This window comes from Chryseobacterium sp. MEBOG06, assembly GCF_021869765.1.
Lineage (GTDB): Bacteria > Bacteroidota > Bacteroidia > Flavobacteriales > Weeksellaceae > Chryseobacterium.
Genome location: NZ_CP084580.1, coordinates 4438951 through 4454988 on the forward strand (window position 1 = coordinate 4438951; position 16038 = coordinate 4454988).

Sequence of the window (16038 nt, forward strand, 5' to 3'; positions counted from 1 at the left end):
AAAACTTTATTAATATCACAAAGAAAAATTTCAAAAAAATATTATATAATCAAAAATCACAAACAAAAAGTGATTAAAAAATAATAAAATATGTTAAAAACAACACATTTAACAAAAATCAAATATTTATATACTACATTTTTTTAAGAAATAATAACAGTTATTTAAATTGATATTATCTATATAACATTAGCGCAAACATCTATACAAAATACTGATTCTCAATACAGTGAACTAATTTTATTAATAAAAATAAAATTATCATCATAAAATTACAATGCTGCACATATAGTATTTACCAGAAAAAAGATCTGGTAGTATACCTATTTATACAAAAAAAACCGCCCGAAGGCGGTTATAAAAAATATATTAAAATTTTAAATCTAAATTAGTTTCTCGCCCAGAATGGCGTATACTGATTTTTTGAAAACACATCAGAATTACTAATCCCTGGAACATTACTTGCATTAGCAATGTACTCAGACAGGGGATACATTAATCTATTTGGTTTCGGATTACTTGCAATAGTAGCAGAAAGCGTAACAGGGAAGCCTGTTCTAGTATAATCAAAGAAAGACTGCTCTGGATTAACTCCTGTTAAAGCAATCCATTTTTGAGTCATAATTGCCTCAATTTTATTAGCGTCAGATCCTGTCCATCCTAAACCTGGAATACTTTGTATAGCAGCAATATAAGTTCCTGAGCCACTCGCCCCAAAGAAACTATAAGAAGCTGTGATACCAGCAGTAAAATTACCAGCAGCATTTGAGAAAAGACTTGGATATCTCAGAGCAGCTTCAGCCTGTAAGAATTTAGATTCAGCTCTTGTCATGATAGGTCCAGACTTTGCAGATGTCATATCAATAAGTTGTCTCGTGCTTGTAGGAGTTGTTTTTCCAATAGTAATTCCGTATCCAAATCTGGAGACTGCTGTTCCTGATGGCACTCCTGGCTGGCCAGGTACGTTTCCTTGTCTGATTCCTAAAACTTTACCTCCAATAAGGTTAAACATTCTGGCTCTTCTTCCATCAACAATTCCATTAAATTTTTGATAAACAGGGCGTGAATCATTTTCTACGTTCCCGTTCAAAATAATAGCCACGTTTTCAGAGGCTACATTTTCAGAAAAATTGGCCGCCTGAGTACCTGAAGAAAGAATTACATAAAAGTTTGTAAATGGATTCTGCTGGTCATCATTAGCAGAAGAATATCCAGGATTTTCCAAAACATCTTCATCAATGAAATCAGCACCACTAAGTTCTGCCAGCTTTTGATCTCTATAGGCAGCCATACTTCCTGTAACGTTAGACATTCTCAACAGATATCTCAGCTTTAAAGTATTAGCAAATTCTATCCATTTACTTGTATTTCCATTAAATACAATGTCATTTTCTGGCATTTCACCAGCTCCTGATTCTAAGGTAGCAACTGCAGCATCTATATCAGCAATAGAAGCTTTATAAATATCCTCACCTTTATCATACTTTGGAGTCAATAAGTTTTGTCCCTGAAATGCTTGTGAATATGGCATATCTCCATAAAGATCTGTTAAAATCTGTATGTAATTAGCTTTCATAATCTTAGCCATTGCCTTATGCTGAACAAATTTATTGGTCGGGTCATTATAGTAATTTATTCTATCCAAATTGGCGATTCCTTTATATAAACCGTCCCAAACATTATTATAAAATATATTGGTCACATTAGGTTTATAATCATCTACAAATGGAGCCCCATATACCAATGAATTTCCTGCTGTAGCATTCATTACTACGCTACCAAACTTATTTAAACTTCTTCCTTGGGTATAGTAGCATAAAGTAATTCCAGCTGGAAGCATTTCATTCGGACTCACCTGATCTAACGGGATATTGTTAGGATCTTCATTAATATCAAGATATTTATCACAAGATACTGTTGTCAAAATCATTGACAGAGATAAAAATACTGTTGCTATTTTTATAATTTTCATATTTTTTAATTTATTAGAAAGAAACTTTTAAGTTAACACCAAAAGATCTTTGGGATGGATATTGTCCTGTAATAGCAATACCTGCACCATTACCGCTTGAATAAGCACTTTCCGGATCAGCATAATTTCTATTTTCTTTAGCATACACAAAGAATGGGTTTCGTGCGAAAAGTCCTACACTCAGGCTATTCACAAAAGTAGATGCTAAAACAGATTTAGGTAAATCATATGATAATGCAATTTCTCTTACTTTAAATGCTGTTGCATCCAAGACCATAGTTTCTCCTAATGACTGCATAGCCTGTGACGTATAATAGTTAACAACCCCATTATAGTCTGCTGTTCCATTTACAGGTGTATTGTTTGCTACATATTGTCCATTAACAAGCTGAACAGAATTCGGAACTACATATCCCTGAGATCTGTCAAAACCTGCCGTTTCGTCTGTAAGTCCTGCAAACTGAAGAACGTTTTTCCCCATTGCTGCAAACTTACCTCCCTTACGGAAATCCATTGTTCCCGAAAGTGTAAAGTTTTTATATCTAAAACTTGTATTAAAGGTAAGGGTGTAGTCCGGAGTTACTCTACCCATATTTTTAAATTGACTGCCAATAAGTGGAACACCATCTTTATCTACAATAATTCTACCTTGATCATCTCTCTCAAAACTTGTGGCTTTAAGAACTGGAAAATCCTCTCCTTTTACAGCAAAGACTCCAATACCAAAATTTGCATACGGTATAGCAAGTGGAACTTCAGGCAATCCGTCTGGAAGTTCAAGTACCTTAGTTCTTGAACTTGCAATACCAGCTCTTAAGTTCCAGGTGAAATCTTTTGATTTGAACGGAGTAGCTCCTAAATCAATTTCAAAACCTTTCATTCTTGTTTTTCCAAAATTGTCTTTCAATTGACCTATTCCTGTTGTATTGGAAACACTACCAGTGGTAATCAAATTTTGGGTATCAGACTGATATATTGATCCTTCAAGAGTAATACGGTCATTAAAGAAACCTATCTGAACGTTTAAATCAGTAGTATATATAAACTCTGGCTGAATTGTTCTATTCGTTGGGTTTGTATTGATAGCATAACCTAGCAGACCATTGTAAGGAAATCCTGCAGGAGCAATCCCAACATTTGAAGTATCATATGGTAATATTGCCGATGTGTTTCCTACTTTCGTAAAACTTGGTGCAATTTTAATATGATTTATAACCCCTCCCTTAAGCCCTTCAAAAGCTTTTGTAGGAATGAATGAAAGACCTACTGAATAATAAGGGTATGGTTTATTATGTAATTCGTTATTATAAAACGTAGATAACACGGAACTTTCTTCAATTCTAATGGTAGAGTTTAAGAATAAGTAATCTTTATATGATAAATCTAAATTGGCAAACCCTGCAATAATTCTTTGTCTTGTAGTGGTATTCTCAAACCCTAAATTATCCAATACATTAGCCCCCTTTGGATTTCCAGGTTGAATAAGATTTTTCACATTTCTAATATCATACCAACCTGGAGCAATCAATCCGCTTCCTCCCATTGATCTTGCTGTTCTATAGCTATCCTGGATGTTATTACCAATATTTAACTTCAAATTGATATCATCCGTAAGATCATAGTTAAAATTTAACATTAAATCTCCATAATAACTACGTGTGCTTACAGTACGATTTATGTAGTAAGAAGCGAAATTAGCATTTTGAGAATAATCCTGAATAGTACCACCATCCAGCACTGTTCCTGTATTTTCATATACCCTGCTAGCAACAAAACCATCATCATGGCTGTCCTGACGTGAATTATTTAAAAATACATTACCAGTATAGGTTAAATTAATATTTTTGTTAAAATCATATTGTAACGATAAAATCCCTGATAAATAATCATTGGTCGTTTTTTGTCTTGTATGCTCTATCTGATAGTAAGGGTTCTTTGTAAATGCAGAAAGGAACCCATCAATACCCGAATTTCTATATTTACGAATATCATTCATCGTTGGTACCTGAAGAACATCACTATACAAGTCGGAACTGGTTTGATCAATAATTTTACTGATATAATTTACCGTTCCATCAATTCTTAACTTATCAAATTTTTTACCTGCCTTAAATAAAAAGCTGTTTTGTGTAAGCTTATCCTGATCAACAACAAAGTTATTCTCTACTCTATTTAAAGACAATGTAGCATAAGAATCAGATCCTCCAGAGGTAACTGTTAAACCATTCTGTAAAATAAGTCCATTTTTAAAAAATTTCGAAAAATGATTTTTTATAGGAGCATATTTTTCATAGATAAATTGATTATCTGCCTGTGCAAGTCCTGATGGCATAAGTTGTCCTGAAATTCTAGGATCATCATATGCTGGCCCCCATGAAGTATTCTCCCAAGGTACATAGCTGGTTCCATTGTAATCTATATCTCCACCTGGATATACTTGTTCTCCTGTAACCCCTTTACCGTACCTAGTCTGAACTTTTGGAAACATGAAAGCTTGGGTCATCTCAACCGAAGATGTCAAAGTAAATTGTATCTTTTCGCTTTTTGTTCCTCTCTTGGTAGTTACTATAATTACACCATTTACCCCTTGTTGCCCATAAAGCGCAGCACCCTGTAATCCTTTAATAACATTTACGTTTTCAATAATATCTGGTGGAAGCTGAGCAAGAATGCTGGCACTAGAAATAACATTATCTATTACAACTAAAGCTTGGTTATTTCCTGAAATAGACTTATTTCCCCTGATTACAATTCTACTCGTAGCACCTACACTATTGTCGGTCTGTGTAATTTGCAATCCAGAAACCTTTCCCGTTAATGCTTGTACAGCGTTAGGAGATGATGCCTGGTTTAATTCTTTGGATCCTACTATTTGTTGAGCATTAGTAACAGCATCAGCTTTCTTTTTTAATCCCAGTGCCCCTGTAACTACTATTTCTTCGATATTTTTAGTTTTTATCGTATCTCCCTTTTGCTGGGCACTAACGATAAAAAACGGCGAAGAAAGTGCTACAATAAGTACACTTGTTGTTAATTTCTTCATGTTTATTTTGATTATTTTTTTATTGCCTACAAATATGTGAAACTTTCTTAAAATCACCAAGTAAAAGTGTTAATTTTTCATAATTCCACTAAAACACTACAAAAAAAACAATTGCTAATAGCCGATAAAACAACAAAAAAACACAATATTTAAAAAAAATAAAATCCAATAGAATTATTAATAAAAACAAATAAAACACCTAAAAATGAAATACTTTTACCATAATATAAAAACCAATTAAAACTCCATAATACCGTTTCTTTTTAAATTCCATACTTTTGCAGCATCAAAAAACAACTTCATGGAGTTAATAAAAAACTGGTCAAATCTTTATATCGAAGCGGGATGTGATGAAGTGGGAAGAGGATGCTTAAGCGGGCCGGTAGTTGCAGCTGCCGTAATTTTGGATGATGATTTTCAACAAAACCTGGTTAATGATTCAAAAAAATTAACATTTAAAACCAGAGTGGAACTGGACAGCTATATCAAGGAAAATGTAAAAAGCTATGCTATAGCAGAGCTCCCTCCTTCCTTTATTGATGAGCATAATATCCTTAATGCAAGTATTCATGCTATGCATTGTGCGTTAGACAAATTAGCCATAACACCAGAGCTTATTTTAGTAGATGGCAATAAATTCCATCCCTATAACTATATTCCTCATCAATGTATCATAAAAGGAGATTCTAAAGTATTATCAATTGCTGCGGCCTCTATTCTTGCAAAAAATTACAGGGATAAACTTATGATCGAACTTCATGATAAACACCCTGAATATGGCTGGGATACGAACTTTGGCTATGCCACGAAAAAGCATCAGGAAGCTCTCATAAAATATGGCCCGACCCAATATCACAGACAGTCTTTCAGACTGAAATATGACTAAAAACAGCTCATTATTAATTATTGTATTTCCATAGCTGCATCAGAAATTTGAATTCTTTCTAAATAACAAAAAAAGAGAAGCAATTATTAATTGCTTCTCTTTTTGTAATCATATGTCTAGTCCTGAAATAGCCATACATAAAAACAAATCGTTATGGAAGAACAATTAAAATCTGTGTACATCAAACGTACACAAAAAGATTACAGTTTAAGTTTAAAACTTCAAATAGTAAAAGAAGTTGAATCTGGAGCATCTACCATTACCGCTAGTCGCAAGAAGTATGGTATACAATCCCACGGGACTATTTTAAATTGGCTGAGAAAATATGGTAACTTTGATTGGGAAAACCAAAGACCTTATGCTATGGAAAAGACACCTGAACAACGTATTATGGAATTAGAAGCAGAAGTTAAGCTTCTTGAAAAACAGAAAGCCTTCTTGGAAAAACAGGCTTATATTGCTGATAAAAAAGTGATATTTTTTGATATGATGATTCAACTTGCAGAGAAAGAATATCACATTGATATTCGAAAAAATTCACCACCCGAACAATCGATTACTTCCGCAGTAAAGAAAAAGAAACTTTGATTTTTACTTGTGGATTGTTAGGGTTAAATAGACAAATCTATTATAGAAGTATCAAGCGTACAAAAGTCTGTAGGAACAGGGCTTCAGAGGTTGTAGATCTTGTGGAGGGTATTCGTATTAAAATGCCCAGATTAGGAGCAAGGAAACTATATTTTATTTTAAAAGAATCACTAAGTTCTATCAAAGTAGGAAGAGATAAATTTTTTGACATCCTAAGAGCGAATCATTTATTGATTATACCCAAGAAAAATTACCATGTTACTACCAACTCCCATCATCGTTTCAGAAAGCATAAAAATTTGATCCTAGACTATCAGATAACAAAACCCAATCAGGTTTGGGTTGCAGATATTACTTATATTGGGAACAGGAAAAATCCAAGTTATTTAAGTTTAATAACCGATGCATATTCCAAGAAAATAGTGGGACATTTTGTAGCAGATAATTTAAATACAGAGAGTAGTCTTGTAGCATTGAAAAGAGCTTTAAAGAAACACAAAGGTATGGCAGGCTCATTAATCCATCATTCTGATCGTGGCTTACAATACTGCTCGAATGAATATCAGAAAGTTTTGCAAAAACATCAATTAAAATGCAGTATGACACAAAACTCTGATCCTTATGAAAATGCAGTAGCAGAAAGGATTAATGGTATTTTAAAGCAGGAATTTAATATTGACAGGAATTCTATAAACAATGCTTTAAGAAGAAAATTAGTGGATGAATCCATTGAAATTTACAATGGTCTGCGTCCTCATTTTTCGAATTATTATTTAACACCAAATCAGATGCATACACAGTCGAAAATTAAAATGAGAACTTATAAAAATAAAAACCAAAGCAAAAGAAAATTTGCTCTGGTTTAATTATTTATTTTTGTCTTATAATCTGTATCAGATTTTCAGGACTAGTCAATAAAGGAATAATAAATTATTTCTTTTTATTTCTTTGCTGTTCCTGAGATTGCTGCTGCTGTTGAGCGCTTTCCATCATTTCTCTCATTTTTTTCTGGAACTTACCTTCTGTTTTTGGTTTTTCTTTATTCGACTGAATCTGAGCATGAATTTTCTTCTCATCTAAAATCCAGTATTTGATAACTAGAATAATAAGAATATTAATTGCATTCGATACAAAATAATACCATGAAAGACCAGATGCTGAAGTATTCAGGAAGAATAGGAATGTAATTGGGAAAATATACATTAACACCTTCATATTTGGCATTCCCTCTTGCTGAGGCTGCTGCATATTTCCTGAAGTCATTACAGTATATATTAGAATCACCACTGTACAAGCCAGCGCAAAAATACTCAAATGATCTCCCAGGAAAGGTACTTTAAATGGTAATTTGATCAAATCATCATATGCTGTCAAATCTTTTGCAAACCAGAATCCCTGCCCTCTTAAATCAATAAAGTTCGGGAAGAAACGAAACAATGCATAGAAGATCGGAATCTGAACCAATGCCGGTAAACATCCCGCCATCTGATTCACTCCTGCCTTTCTGTAAACCTCCATTGTTGCCTGCTGCTTTTTCATCGGATCTGCATCCTTAAATTTAGCATTTACCTCATCAATTTCCGGACGGATCACCTTCATCATTGCACTCAATTTATGCTGTTTATACATAATTGGTGACAGGATCAATTTAACAATGATAGTCATTACAAAAATTACCCAACCTGCAGATAATCCCCAGGCAGCGATAATACTGTACAACCACATGAAGAAATAACGGTTCATTGCTCCAATGAATGACCATCCTAATGGAAGAATCTCATCAAAGTTTTTATCGTAAGATTTTAGTAATGGAAGATCCAATGGCATAAAATACCAGGTAAAATCCTGATTCAACTCACTTCCGGTCATCTGAACGAAACCTTCATAGTTGAATTTTTTCAGATATTCTCCTTCTTCTACACTTTCCTGATTTCCTTTACTATGAGTAAATCCGTTTTTAGCTTCGATTACTGAAGAGAAAAACTGCTGTTTTACCCCAATCCAGTTAAGCGTTTCTTTTTCTTCTTCCATTGTAGTTCTCCCATCATAATCATAGTCTTTATAATTATTGAAAGCATAAGAGAATTCTGAGTGTGACTGCTCCTGAGCTCTACCCTTTTCTAAGTTTCTTACATTATAATCCCAGATGAAATCAGCTTTGTTGTCTGAAGTAATTTTGGAAAGTCCCTGAGTTCTTACTTTAAAATCTAAAGCATACTGATCTTTTAGCGGTGCTTTAGGATCGTTATTTAAAGTATAAATAAACTGAATGATTGCTCCATTGTAATCAGCCGTTAATGTAACAGAGCTTCCGTTCACTGTAGGAGAGAAAACTAAATCTTTAGTATTGATTATTTTTCCCGTTTTATCCTTAAACTGGAACCCATACTTTGAGTTATTTTTGTTGATCAGATAAAGTGGCTGATCTGCGTTATCCGTTTTGTGGTCGTATGCTTTGTATCTTGAAAGCTCTACTTTGGAAACCTGACCTCCCAGGCTTGAAAACTCAAGTTTCAATTCATTATTTCCAATACTTGCCGTTTGGATTGCATTAGGAGTTACACCTGGATTGATATTGCTTGCCTGAGTTGGTTTTACGGCATTTTTTACCTGTTCCGTTTTCTGCTGCTGAGCTTTTAACTCCTCTTCCTTCGCTTGTTTGTTCTGGAAATAGAACATAAAACCAAAGAGAACCAGGCATAAAACCGCGAAACTAATCATTTGCTTCTTATCGATTCCGTTGTTTTGTTGCATTTTATTTTTATATTAAAATTTTAAACTTAGGATGTACCTTCTATGTACATAATTTTGAGCTGACAAAAATACTGTTTTTTTATCAAAACTCTATGCTTTACCACGTTACTATATAATAAACTCAAGCTGAGAATAATCAGCCTGAGTTTATGTTTAGACGTTTATGATAAAAATTTACCTTATTTCTTTTCGCAAGCCTTAATGAAAGCTCTGAATAAAGGATGCGGTGTAGCTACCGTACTCTTATATTCCGGATGATACTGAACCCCCACATAGAATGGATGATCAGGAAGTTCAAGTGCTTCTACCAATCCTGTTTCAGGGTTGGTACCTGTAGCAAGGAAACCGTGTTTTTCAAATTCCTGAAGGTATTCACTGTTAAATTCATAACGGTGACGGTGTCTTTCAGAAATATTTTTGGTTCCGTAGATTTCTGATAGCTTAGATCCGTTTTTCAAAGCACACTTCCATGCTCCAAGACGCATTGTTCCACCTTTATCTACTACATTTTTCTGTTCTTCCATTAATGAAATCACAGGATCTGGAGTCGCTGTATCAAATTCTACTGAATTCGCTTTTGTATGTCCTAAAACATTTCTGGCAAACTCTACAGTCATAATCTGCATTCCTAAACAAATTCCCAACATTGGAATTTTATTTTCTCTTGCATACTTTGCAGTAAGAACTTTTCCTTCAATTCCTCTGTCTCCGAAGCCAGGTGCCACAAGGATACCATTCACTCCTTTTAGTACTTCTGTAATATTCTCTTCTGTGATATCTCCACTGTATACCCATCTTACTTTCACCTCGGTTTCAAGGTCTGCACCAGCATGCTTGAAGGCTTCAGCAATAGAAATATAGGAATCCTGAAGAGAAACATATTTTCCTACCAGTGCAATTTCTACAGTTCTCTTTGGATTCTGGAATTTCTTCACAAAGGTCTTCCAGTCTTTCAGATCAGCATCTTTATCGCTCTTCAGATCAAGTTCTTTCAATACTACATCATCAAAGTTCTGCTTCTGAAGATACATTGGAACTTCATAGATCGTCTCCATATCTTTACATTCAATAACGTTATCCAAAGGAACGTTACAGAACTGAGCCAGTTTAGCTCTCTGATCTTTAGGGATTTTATGTTCAGTTCTACATACTAAAACATCTGCCATAATTCCGCTTTCCATCAACTGACGAACAGAATGCTGAGATGGTTTTGTCTTTAATTCACCACTTGAAGCCAGATACGGCAATAAAGTAAGGTGAATTACCATCGTATTTTTCTCTCCCAATTCCCACTTCAGCTGACGAACAGTTTCAATGTATGGCAAAGATTCAATATCCCCTACAGTACCTCCGATCTCTGTAATGATGATATCGTAGTTCTGTTTTGAAAGGATTTTAATTCTACGTTTGATTTCGTTAGTAATATGAGGAATTACCTGAACTGTTTTTCCAAGGAAGTCTCCTTTTCTTTCTTTTTCGATAACAGTCTGGTAGATTTTTCCTGTAGTAACGTTGTTGTTTTGGGATGTTGGAGCATCAAGGTAACGCTCATAGTGGCCTAAATCCAGATCCGTCTCCGCACCATCTTCAGTCACATAACACTCTCCGTGCTCATAAGGATTCAGCGTTCCCGGGTCGATATTGATATATGGATCAAGTTTTTGGATCGTAACGTTAAAACCACGTGATTTTAACAATAGTCCCAGAGAAGCAGACACGATTCCTTTTCCCAAAGATGAAGTTACACCTCCTGTCACAAAGATGTACTTTGTATTCTTTTTACTCATTAGATTAGGTTTGTGCAAAGTTATGGGAAAAAGAGATACAAAGCAATCTTTTACATTTTGAAAATGGTAAAACATCTCTCAAACAATTATAAAACCTGATAAAAAAAATATCTGCATTACATATAAGCAAATGAAACAAAGCTATAACCGTCATCATTTCGACAGATCAATTAAACCCTAAATACCTGCGACAAAAAAAGGGTTCCAATCTTTTTGGAAACCCTTTTTATAGCTTTATATTTTTTAGTTATTGCTTAATAAGCTCATAATAAAGACTTACTTCAACGTCTTTTGCAATTCCTGCTCCGGTTGGATCATATTTAATTCCATAATCTAAACGGTTAACCGTGAATTTTGCCTGAATCCCCATGATCTCCTTTCCTTCTTTATTCTTTGTAATCCCACCAAATATTACAGGAACACTGATTTCTTTTTCAATTCCTTTCATATTCAGCTTCCCTTTCAGAATATAGTTGTTATTCTTATCCTTCGTAATGGAAGTACTCTTAAATTCAATGGCAGGATATTTTTCAGCATCAAAAAAATCCGGGCTTACAAGGTGTCTGTCTCGTGCATCCACTCCAGTGTTGATAGAACGAATACTTACCCCGAATTTAAAATCGGCATTATCCAAATTAGCACCGTTGTTATTCACTCTTCCTTCAAATTTATCAAATCTTCCCTGTACGAAGCTAATTCCCATATGTTTAATATTGAAATTAACTGAAGAATGCATTGGATCAACTTCCCAGCTCCCTTGTGCAAATGCTACAACACTAAAAAGGGCAAATACAAAAGATAAAAAAACTTTTTTCATTGTAATTATATTTTACATTACTATTTAAATTGAATGAAGCTAAGATATGAAAGAAATTCACAGAATGTATATGTGTCAGTTTTTAATATTAAAGATCTAAAAGAAATGCTTTTTTTATAACTTCGCAGTATGGCAAAACTGAAAACAGCATATTTCTGTCAAAACTGCGGAACCCAGTATCCCCAATGGATGGGGCAATGTAAAAACTGTGGAGAATGGAACACATTAGTAGAAGAAGTGGTTGAAAAACCATCCCATAAAACACCTCCATTTTCAAAGACTAAGCAACATGTCATCAATATTGTTGAAGTAGAAACAAGTGAAGAACCAAGAATCAAAACACCATCTGAGGAACTGAACCGTGTTTTGGGCGGAGGCATTGTTCTGGGATCTGTTACTCTTATCGGAGGTGAACCCGGAATAGGAAAGTCTACTCTTCTTCTTCAGCTTGCGTTGAAAATGAAGAAAAAAATATTCTATGTTTCCGGTGAAGAAAGTGCTTCTCAGATTAAAATGAGGGCTGACAGATTAACTGATATTCAAAACCCCAACTGTTTTCTTTTTACTGAAACTTCATTGGAAAAAATTCTCCATGAAGCCAAAAAACTGGAACCGGATTTCATGATCATAGATTCTATTCAGACGCTGCAATCCCAGCTGATAGAAAGTTCACCCGGAACAGTTTCGCAGATCAGAGAATGTTCCAATGAAATTATAAAGTATGCCAAAGAAAACAATACTCCTGTATTTCTGGTAGGACACATCACTAAGGATGGTCAGATTGCCGGCCCAAAAGTATTGGAACATATGGTGGATGTCGTTTTAAATTTTGACGGAGACCGAAATCACCTTTTCCGATTACTGAGAGCGAATAAAAACCGTTTTGGTTCCACTTCCGAAATTGGAATTTATGAAATGGTATCCCAGGGATTGAAAGAAATTAAAAATCCTTCTGAAATTCTGATCACCAAAAAATTTGAGGAACTGTCTGGAAATTCAGTTGCTGTAACGCTGGAGGGAAACCGTCCTATGCTTCTTGAAATTCAGGCATTGGTAAGTACAGCAGTGTATGGTACTCCTCAGAGAAGCTGCACAGGTTTTGATTCTAAAAGACTGAATATGCTTTTGGCTGTTCTGGAAAAAAGAGCAGGTTTCCAATTGGGAGCGAAAGACGTTTTCCTGAATATTACCGGAGGGATAAAAACAGATGATCCTGCTTTAGATCTTGCCGTAGTGGCTTCCGTACTTTCGTCCAATGAAGACATTGCTATTTCAGAGCACTACTGCTTTGCCGGAGAGATTGGATTGAGTGGCGAAATACGCCCTGTAGCTCAAGCTGAGCAAAGAATCACTGAAGCAGAAAAGCTGGGATATGAAAAGATATTTGTCTCTAATCTTAACAAAATTCCGAAGAGAAAATTCGGAATCAAAATTGAGGAAGTGAGTAAGATTGAAGATTTTCATGAAAGACTTTTTTAAGGTGAAAATTGAAAGTTAAAAATGAAGAATGGTTATTTTCATTTCGCAAAATACTCTTGATTTTGTGAGGCAGATCTTCATACCAAATTTTCTGTTTTTTCAGTGTTGTATTTTTGGAAAAGGTTTGAGATAGCAGGTCTTCCGGTTTTAAACTTCAATACATCGGAACAAATATTGTAGAAGTCAGCAAAATTAAAGATCTTAACAGAGGACTTTTTAAATCATGAAAGCAAATATCCGTGAATATTACAGCAACCTTGCAGAATCCTATGATGAAAACCGTTTCGGGAATTCCTATGGAAAATATATTGATCAACAGGAAAGATCATTTTTAACCTCATATTTTCAAAATAAAAAATATACTAAGATTCTGGATTTGGGGTGCGGAACAGGCCGGCTGCTTAATTTTGCTACTCATGGAACAGATTTCAGCGAGAAAATGCTGCATATTGCCCGTCGAAAACATCCTGAAAAGATTCTGGCTGCAGGGGAAATTTCAAGTATTCCTTTTAACAGCGAATTTGATTGCATCTTCTGTTTCCATGTCATTATGCACCAAAACCAGGAAGAGACAAAATCTTTCCTGAATGAATGTCATCAGAAATTAAGTAAAAACGGAACTTTAATTTTCGATTACCCTGTGAAAACCAGAAAAAAAGGAATTTCTCCACAGGAAGACTGGCATGCGGGAAATAGCTTTTCATCCTCAGAAATTTTACGGCTTTCAGGAGACCTGTGGAAAGTAAAAAATACAACAGGAATCCTCTTTTTTCCAATTCACAGATTACCAAAGGCCGTAAGAAAATTCTTTCTGCCACTGGATATTCTACTGTGCAGAACTTTCCTGAGAAATTGGGCATCTTATCATATTACAGTTTTAGAAAAGATATGAAACAGCAACTAAAAAACTGGATACCCCACTCGTGGAAACTAAAATTGAAGCTTCTGCAGCGGTATGCTGATGAAAGGAAAAACAACCATTCCTACCCTAAGGAATATATTTCAGAAAACATCGGTACGCATTCTATTAGACTTCAGCAGATCATTAAGAAAGGGACATTTCATCAGAATAAAATCCATAATTTAAAAGTTGTAGGAAATAAGATCAATAATCTGGTGATTTATCCCGATGAAGTATTTTCTTTCTGGAAAATAACAGGAAAACCAAGTAAAAAAAATAATTTTAAGGAGGGAAGAAACCTGATTAAAAACCATATTTCAAGTGATATTGGCGGTGGAATCTGTCAATTTTCTTCAATTTTATATTATCTCGCTCTTCAGTCAGGATTGAAAATTTTAGAAAGATTTCCGCATTCTATAGATATATATAAGGAAGAGGAACGTTTTACTCCCCTGGGTTCAGACTGTACAGTGGTTTATGGCTATAAGGATCTGCAAATTCAAAATATTTTTCCGTTTCCTGTTCAGCTTCAATGCACGATTACTGATGACGAGCTTCACCTCAGCCTGATTTCTGCCATTGAATTAGGTTTACAGGAAATTCAATTTAAATATATTGAAACAGAAAAAGGTATTTGGGTAGAAACCTTAAGCAATAGTAAAACTTTGTTTAAAAATTTCTATATTCGTTTATGAATTATTTGGCTCACTCTTTTCTTTCTTTCACTGACGGGCAGATCGTGGGTCAGTTTTTGGAAGATTTTATCCGAAACAAAGACCGTTTTTCTTTTCCGAAAGATATTCAGGACGGTATTACCCTGCACAGAGCCATAGATACTTTTACAGATTCACATCCTGCAATTCTTGAGGCAAAGCATGCATTTGCTCCACTGGTGAGGCTTTATGCTGGGGCATTTGTAGACGTCTCCATGGATTATTTTGTAGCAAACGATCTTTCTTTACACTCTCCGGAAGAATGGAAAAATCATTCCCTCCAGGTTTACCGTGTATTGAATGCCCATGAAAAATGGCTGCCCGATAATTTTAAAGGAATGCTTGTTAAGATGGAACATGACGACTGGCTTTATAACTACCGTGAAGACTGGGGAATTAAATTCAGTATTCAAAATGTGCTTAATAAGGCCAAATATCTGGACAAAGATATCCCTGTTTTTGAAGCTTTTTTAGAGAATAAAGATTTTCTCCAAGAGTGTTATAATGATTTCTTTCCGGATCTGGAAGCTCATGTTAAGGGGATCAATACATTACTTCAGCTGGATAACTGATTGTATTAAAATTGCTTATAAAGGTAGCGGTTAGGATATGAAAGCTTCTCGCTATTTCTCTGTCCGTTTACAATAATATGAACAATATTGATCTGATCATCAAACAGGTTATACAGAAAACTTACGGCTGCTTCTACTTTTTTAGGATTTGAGACAGGTTCTGATTCGAGAAAAACATTTACCGATTCCTGATCTTCTTCATAGCCGACATAATTTATCTTTAAAAACTTACTGTCAACTTTCAATTTCAGATATTCTGCGCAATACTTCTGTAAGGCTTCATTGAGCTTAGCTTTGTATTTCTCATCATTAAAGTGAAAAGAATCACCATATTTTTTACCTAAACCACTTTCCAGATCGTCTAAGAAAAATCTTCCTGTCACTTCAAATGTTCTGGACTTTGAGTTATAATTAATTTCCACTGAGCCCACATGATAAGGATGAAAAGCGTCCTTACTTCCAAAACTCTGGAAGACCACGGTCAGCAATAAAAACAATCCAAAAAAAAATTTGCGCAACATTCATT

At 34.7% G+C, this 16038-nt stretch carries 13 protein-coding genes; 7 read left to right on the forward strand and 6 right to left on the reverse strand.

The features are described from left to right. Nucleotides 1-388 precede the first annotated feature (388 nt). A complete protein-coding gene (locus tag LF887_RS20215; protein WP_236856061.1) occupies nt 389-1972 on the reverse strand; it encodes a SusD/RagB family nutrient-binding outer membrane lipoprotein in 1584 nt (527 codons plus the stop codon). Nucleotides 1973-1985: 13 nt separating this feature from the next. Beyond that, nucleotides 1986-5015: a SusC/RagA family TonB-linked outer membrane protein gene (locus LF887_RS20220; RefSeq protein WP_236856063.1), complete on the reverse strand. Its 3030-nt coding sequence runs from the start codon at nt 5013-5015 to the stop codon at nt 1986-1988. A gap of 301 nt (nt 5016-5316) precedes the next feature. Here LF887_RS20220 and LF887_RS20225 point away from each other — a divergent pair, with 301 nt between their 5' ends. The 3 genes from LF887_RS20225 (at nt 5317) to LF887_RS20235 (ending at nt 7355) form a co-directional block, all read left to right on the forward strand. Then, a complete protein-coding gene (locus tag LF887_RS20225) occupies nt 5317-5901 on the forward strand; it encodes a ribonuclease HII (RefSeq protein ID WP_236856065.1) in 585 nt (194 codons plus the stop codon). 153 nt (nt 5902-6054) lie between these two features. Beyond that, nucleotides 6055-6489: a hypothetical protein gene (locus LF887_RS20230; protein WP_236855018.1), complete on the forward strand. Its 435-nt coding sequence runs from the start codon at nt 6055-6057 to the stop codon at nt 6487-6489. Nucleotides 6490-6503: 14 nt separating this feature from the next. After that, nucleotides 6504-7355 (forward strand): IS3 family transposase, encoded by an 852-nt coding sequence (locus LF887_RS20235; RefSeq protein WP_236859472.1) that lies wholly within the window; start codon nt 6504-6506, stop codon nt 7353-7355. Nucleotides 7356-7419: 64 nt separating this feature from the next. Here the strand turns inward: LF887_RS20235 and yidC are convergent, their stop codons facing one another. From yidC to LF887_RS20250, 3 genes are all read right to left on the reverse strand, one after another. After that, nucleotides 7420-9243, reverse strand: coding sequence for a membrane protein insertase YidC (yidC, locus tag LF887_RS20240; protein WP_236856066.1), 1824 nt, complete (start codon nt 9241-9243; stop codon nt 7420-7422). 179 nt (nt 9244-9422) lie between these two features. Then, nucleotides 9423-11030, reverse strand: a complete 1608-nt coding sequence (locus tag LF887_RS20245; RefSeq protein WP_236856067.1) for a CTP synthase — start codon at nt 11028-11030, stop codon at nt 9423-9425. Nucleotides 11031-11277: 247 nt separating this feature from the next. Continuing rightward, complete coding sequence (locus LF887_RS20250) at nt 11278-11847, reverse strand: YceI family protein (RefSeq protein WP_236856068.1); 570 nt, start codon at nt 11845-11847, stop codon at nt 11278-11280. A 129-nt stretch (nt 11848-11976) separates the two neighbouring features. On the opposite strand from LF887_RS20250, the gene radA reads away from it, so the two are divergent. From radA to LF887_RS20270, 4 genes are all read left to right on the forward strand, one after another. Further along, nucleotides 11977-13326 carry a DNA repair protein RadA gene (gene radA / locus LF887_RS20255; protein WP_236856069.1) on the forward strand — a complete coding sequence of 450 codons (1350 nt, stop codon included), beginning with the start codon at nt 11977-11979 and terminating at the stop codon, nt 13324-13326. Nucleotides 13327-13549: 223 nt separating this feature from the next. After that, nucleotides 13550-14218 carry a class I SAM-dependent DNA methyltransferase gene (locus tag LF887_RS20260; RefSeq protein ID WP_236856070.1) on the forward strand — a complete coding sequence of 223 codons (669 nt, stop codon included), beginning with the start codon at nt 13550-13552 and terminating at the stop codon, nt 14216-14218. After that, nucleotides 14215-14922: a VanW family protein gene (locus tag LF887_RS20265; RefSeq protein WP_236856071.1), complete on the forward strand. Its 708-nt coding sequence runs from the start codon at nt 14215-14217 to the stop codon at nt 14920-14922. Before LF887_RS20260 ends, LF887_RS20265 begins: the two co-directional genes overlap by 4 nt. Beyond that, nucleotides 14919-15512 (forward strand): ACP phosphodiesterase, encoded by a 594-nt coding sequence (locus tag LF887_RS20270; RefSeq protein WP_236856072.1) that lies wholly within the window; start codon nt 14919-14921, stop codon nt 15510-15512. The genes LF887_RS20265 and LF887_RS20270 overlap by 4 nt, the downstream gene beginning before the upstream one ends. 5 nt (nt 15513-15517) lie before the next feature. Here the strand turns inward: LF887_RS20270 and LF887_RS20275 are convergent, their stop codons facing one another. Beyond that, nucleotides 15518-16033, reverse strand: coding sequence for a DUF6702 family protein (locus tag LF887_RS20275; RefSeq protein ID WP_236856073.1), 516 nt, complete (start codon nt 16031-16033; stop codon nt 15518-15520). Between the last annotated feature and the right edge of the window lie 5 nt (nt 16034-16038).

What these genes read in the sequence shown, in the direction of transcription:
- LF887_RS20215 (WP_236856061.1), bottom strand. Translation starts at nt 1,972, where the DNA reads ATGAAAATTATAAAAATAGCAACAGTATTTTTATCTCTGTCAATGATT.
- LF887_RS20220 (WP_236856063.1), bottom strand. Translation starts at nt 5,015, where the DNA reads ATGAAGAAATTAACAACAAGTGTACTTATTGTAGCACTTTCTTCGCCG.
- LF887_RS20225 (WP_236856065.1), top strand. Translation starts at nt 5,317, where the DNA reads ATGGAGTTAATAAAAAACTGGTCAAATCTTTATATCGAAGCGGGATGT.
- LF887_RS20230 (WP_236855018.1), top strand. Translation starts at nt 6,055, where the DNA reads ATGGAAGAACAATTAAAATCTGTGTACATCAAACGTACACAAAAAGAT.
- yidC (WP_236856066.1), bottom strand. Translation starts at nt 9,243, where the DNA reads ATGCAACAAAACAACGGAATCGATAAGAAGCAAATGATTAGTTTCGCG.
- LF887_RS20245 (WP_236856067.1), bottom strand. Translation starts at nt 11,030, where the DNA reads ATGAGTAAAAAGAATACAAAGTACATCTTTGTGACAGGAGGTGTAACT.
- LF887_RS20250 (WP_236856068.1), bottom strand. Translation starts at nt 11,847, where the DNA reads ATGAAAAAAGTTTTTTTATCTTTTGTATTTGCCCTTTTTAGTGTTGTA.
- radA (WP_236856069.1), top strand. Translation starts at nt 11,977, where the DNA reads ATGGCAAAACTGAAAACAGCATATTTCTGTCAAAACTGCGGAACCCAG.
- LF887_RS20260 (WP_236856070.1), top strand. Translation starts at nt 13,550, where the DNA reads ATGAAAGCAAATATCCGTGAATATTACAGCAACCTTGCAGAATCCTAT.
- LF887_RS20265 (WP_236856071.1), top strand. Translation starts at nt 14,215, where the DNA reads ATGAAACAGCAACTAAAAAACTGGATACCCCACTCGTGGAAACTAAAA.
- LF887_RS20270 (WP_236856072.1), top strand. Translation starts at nt 14,919, where the DNA reads ATGAATTATTTGGCTCACTCTTTTCTTTCTTTCACTGACGGGCAGATC.
- LF887_RS20275 (WP_236856073.1), bottom strand. Translation starts at nt 16,033, where the DNA reads ATGTTGCGCAAATTTTTTTTTGGATTGTTTTTATTGCTGACCGTGGTC.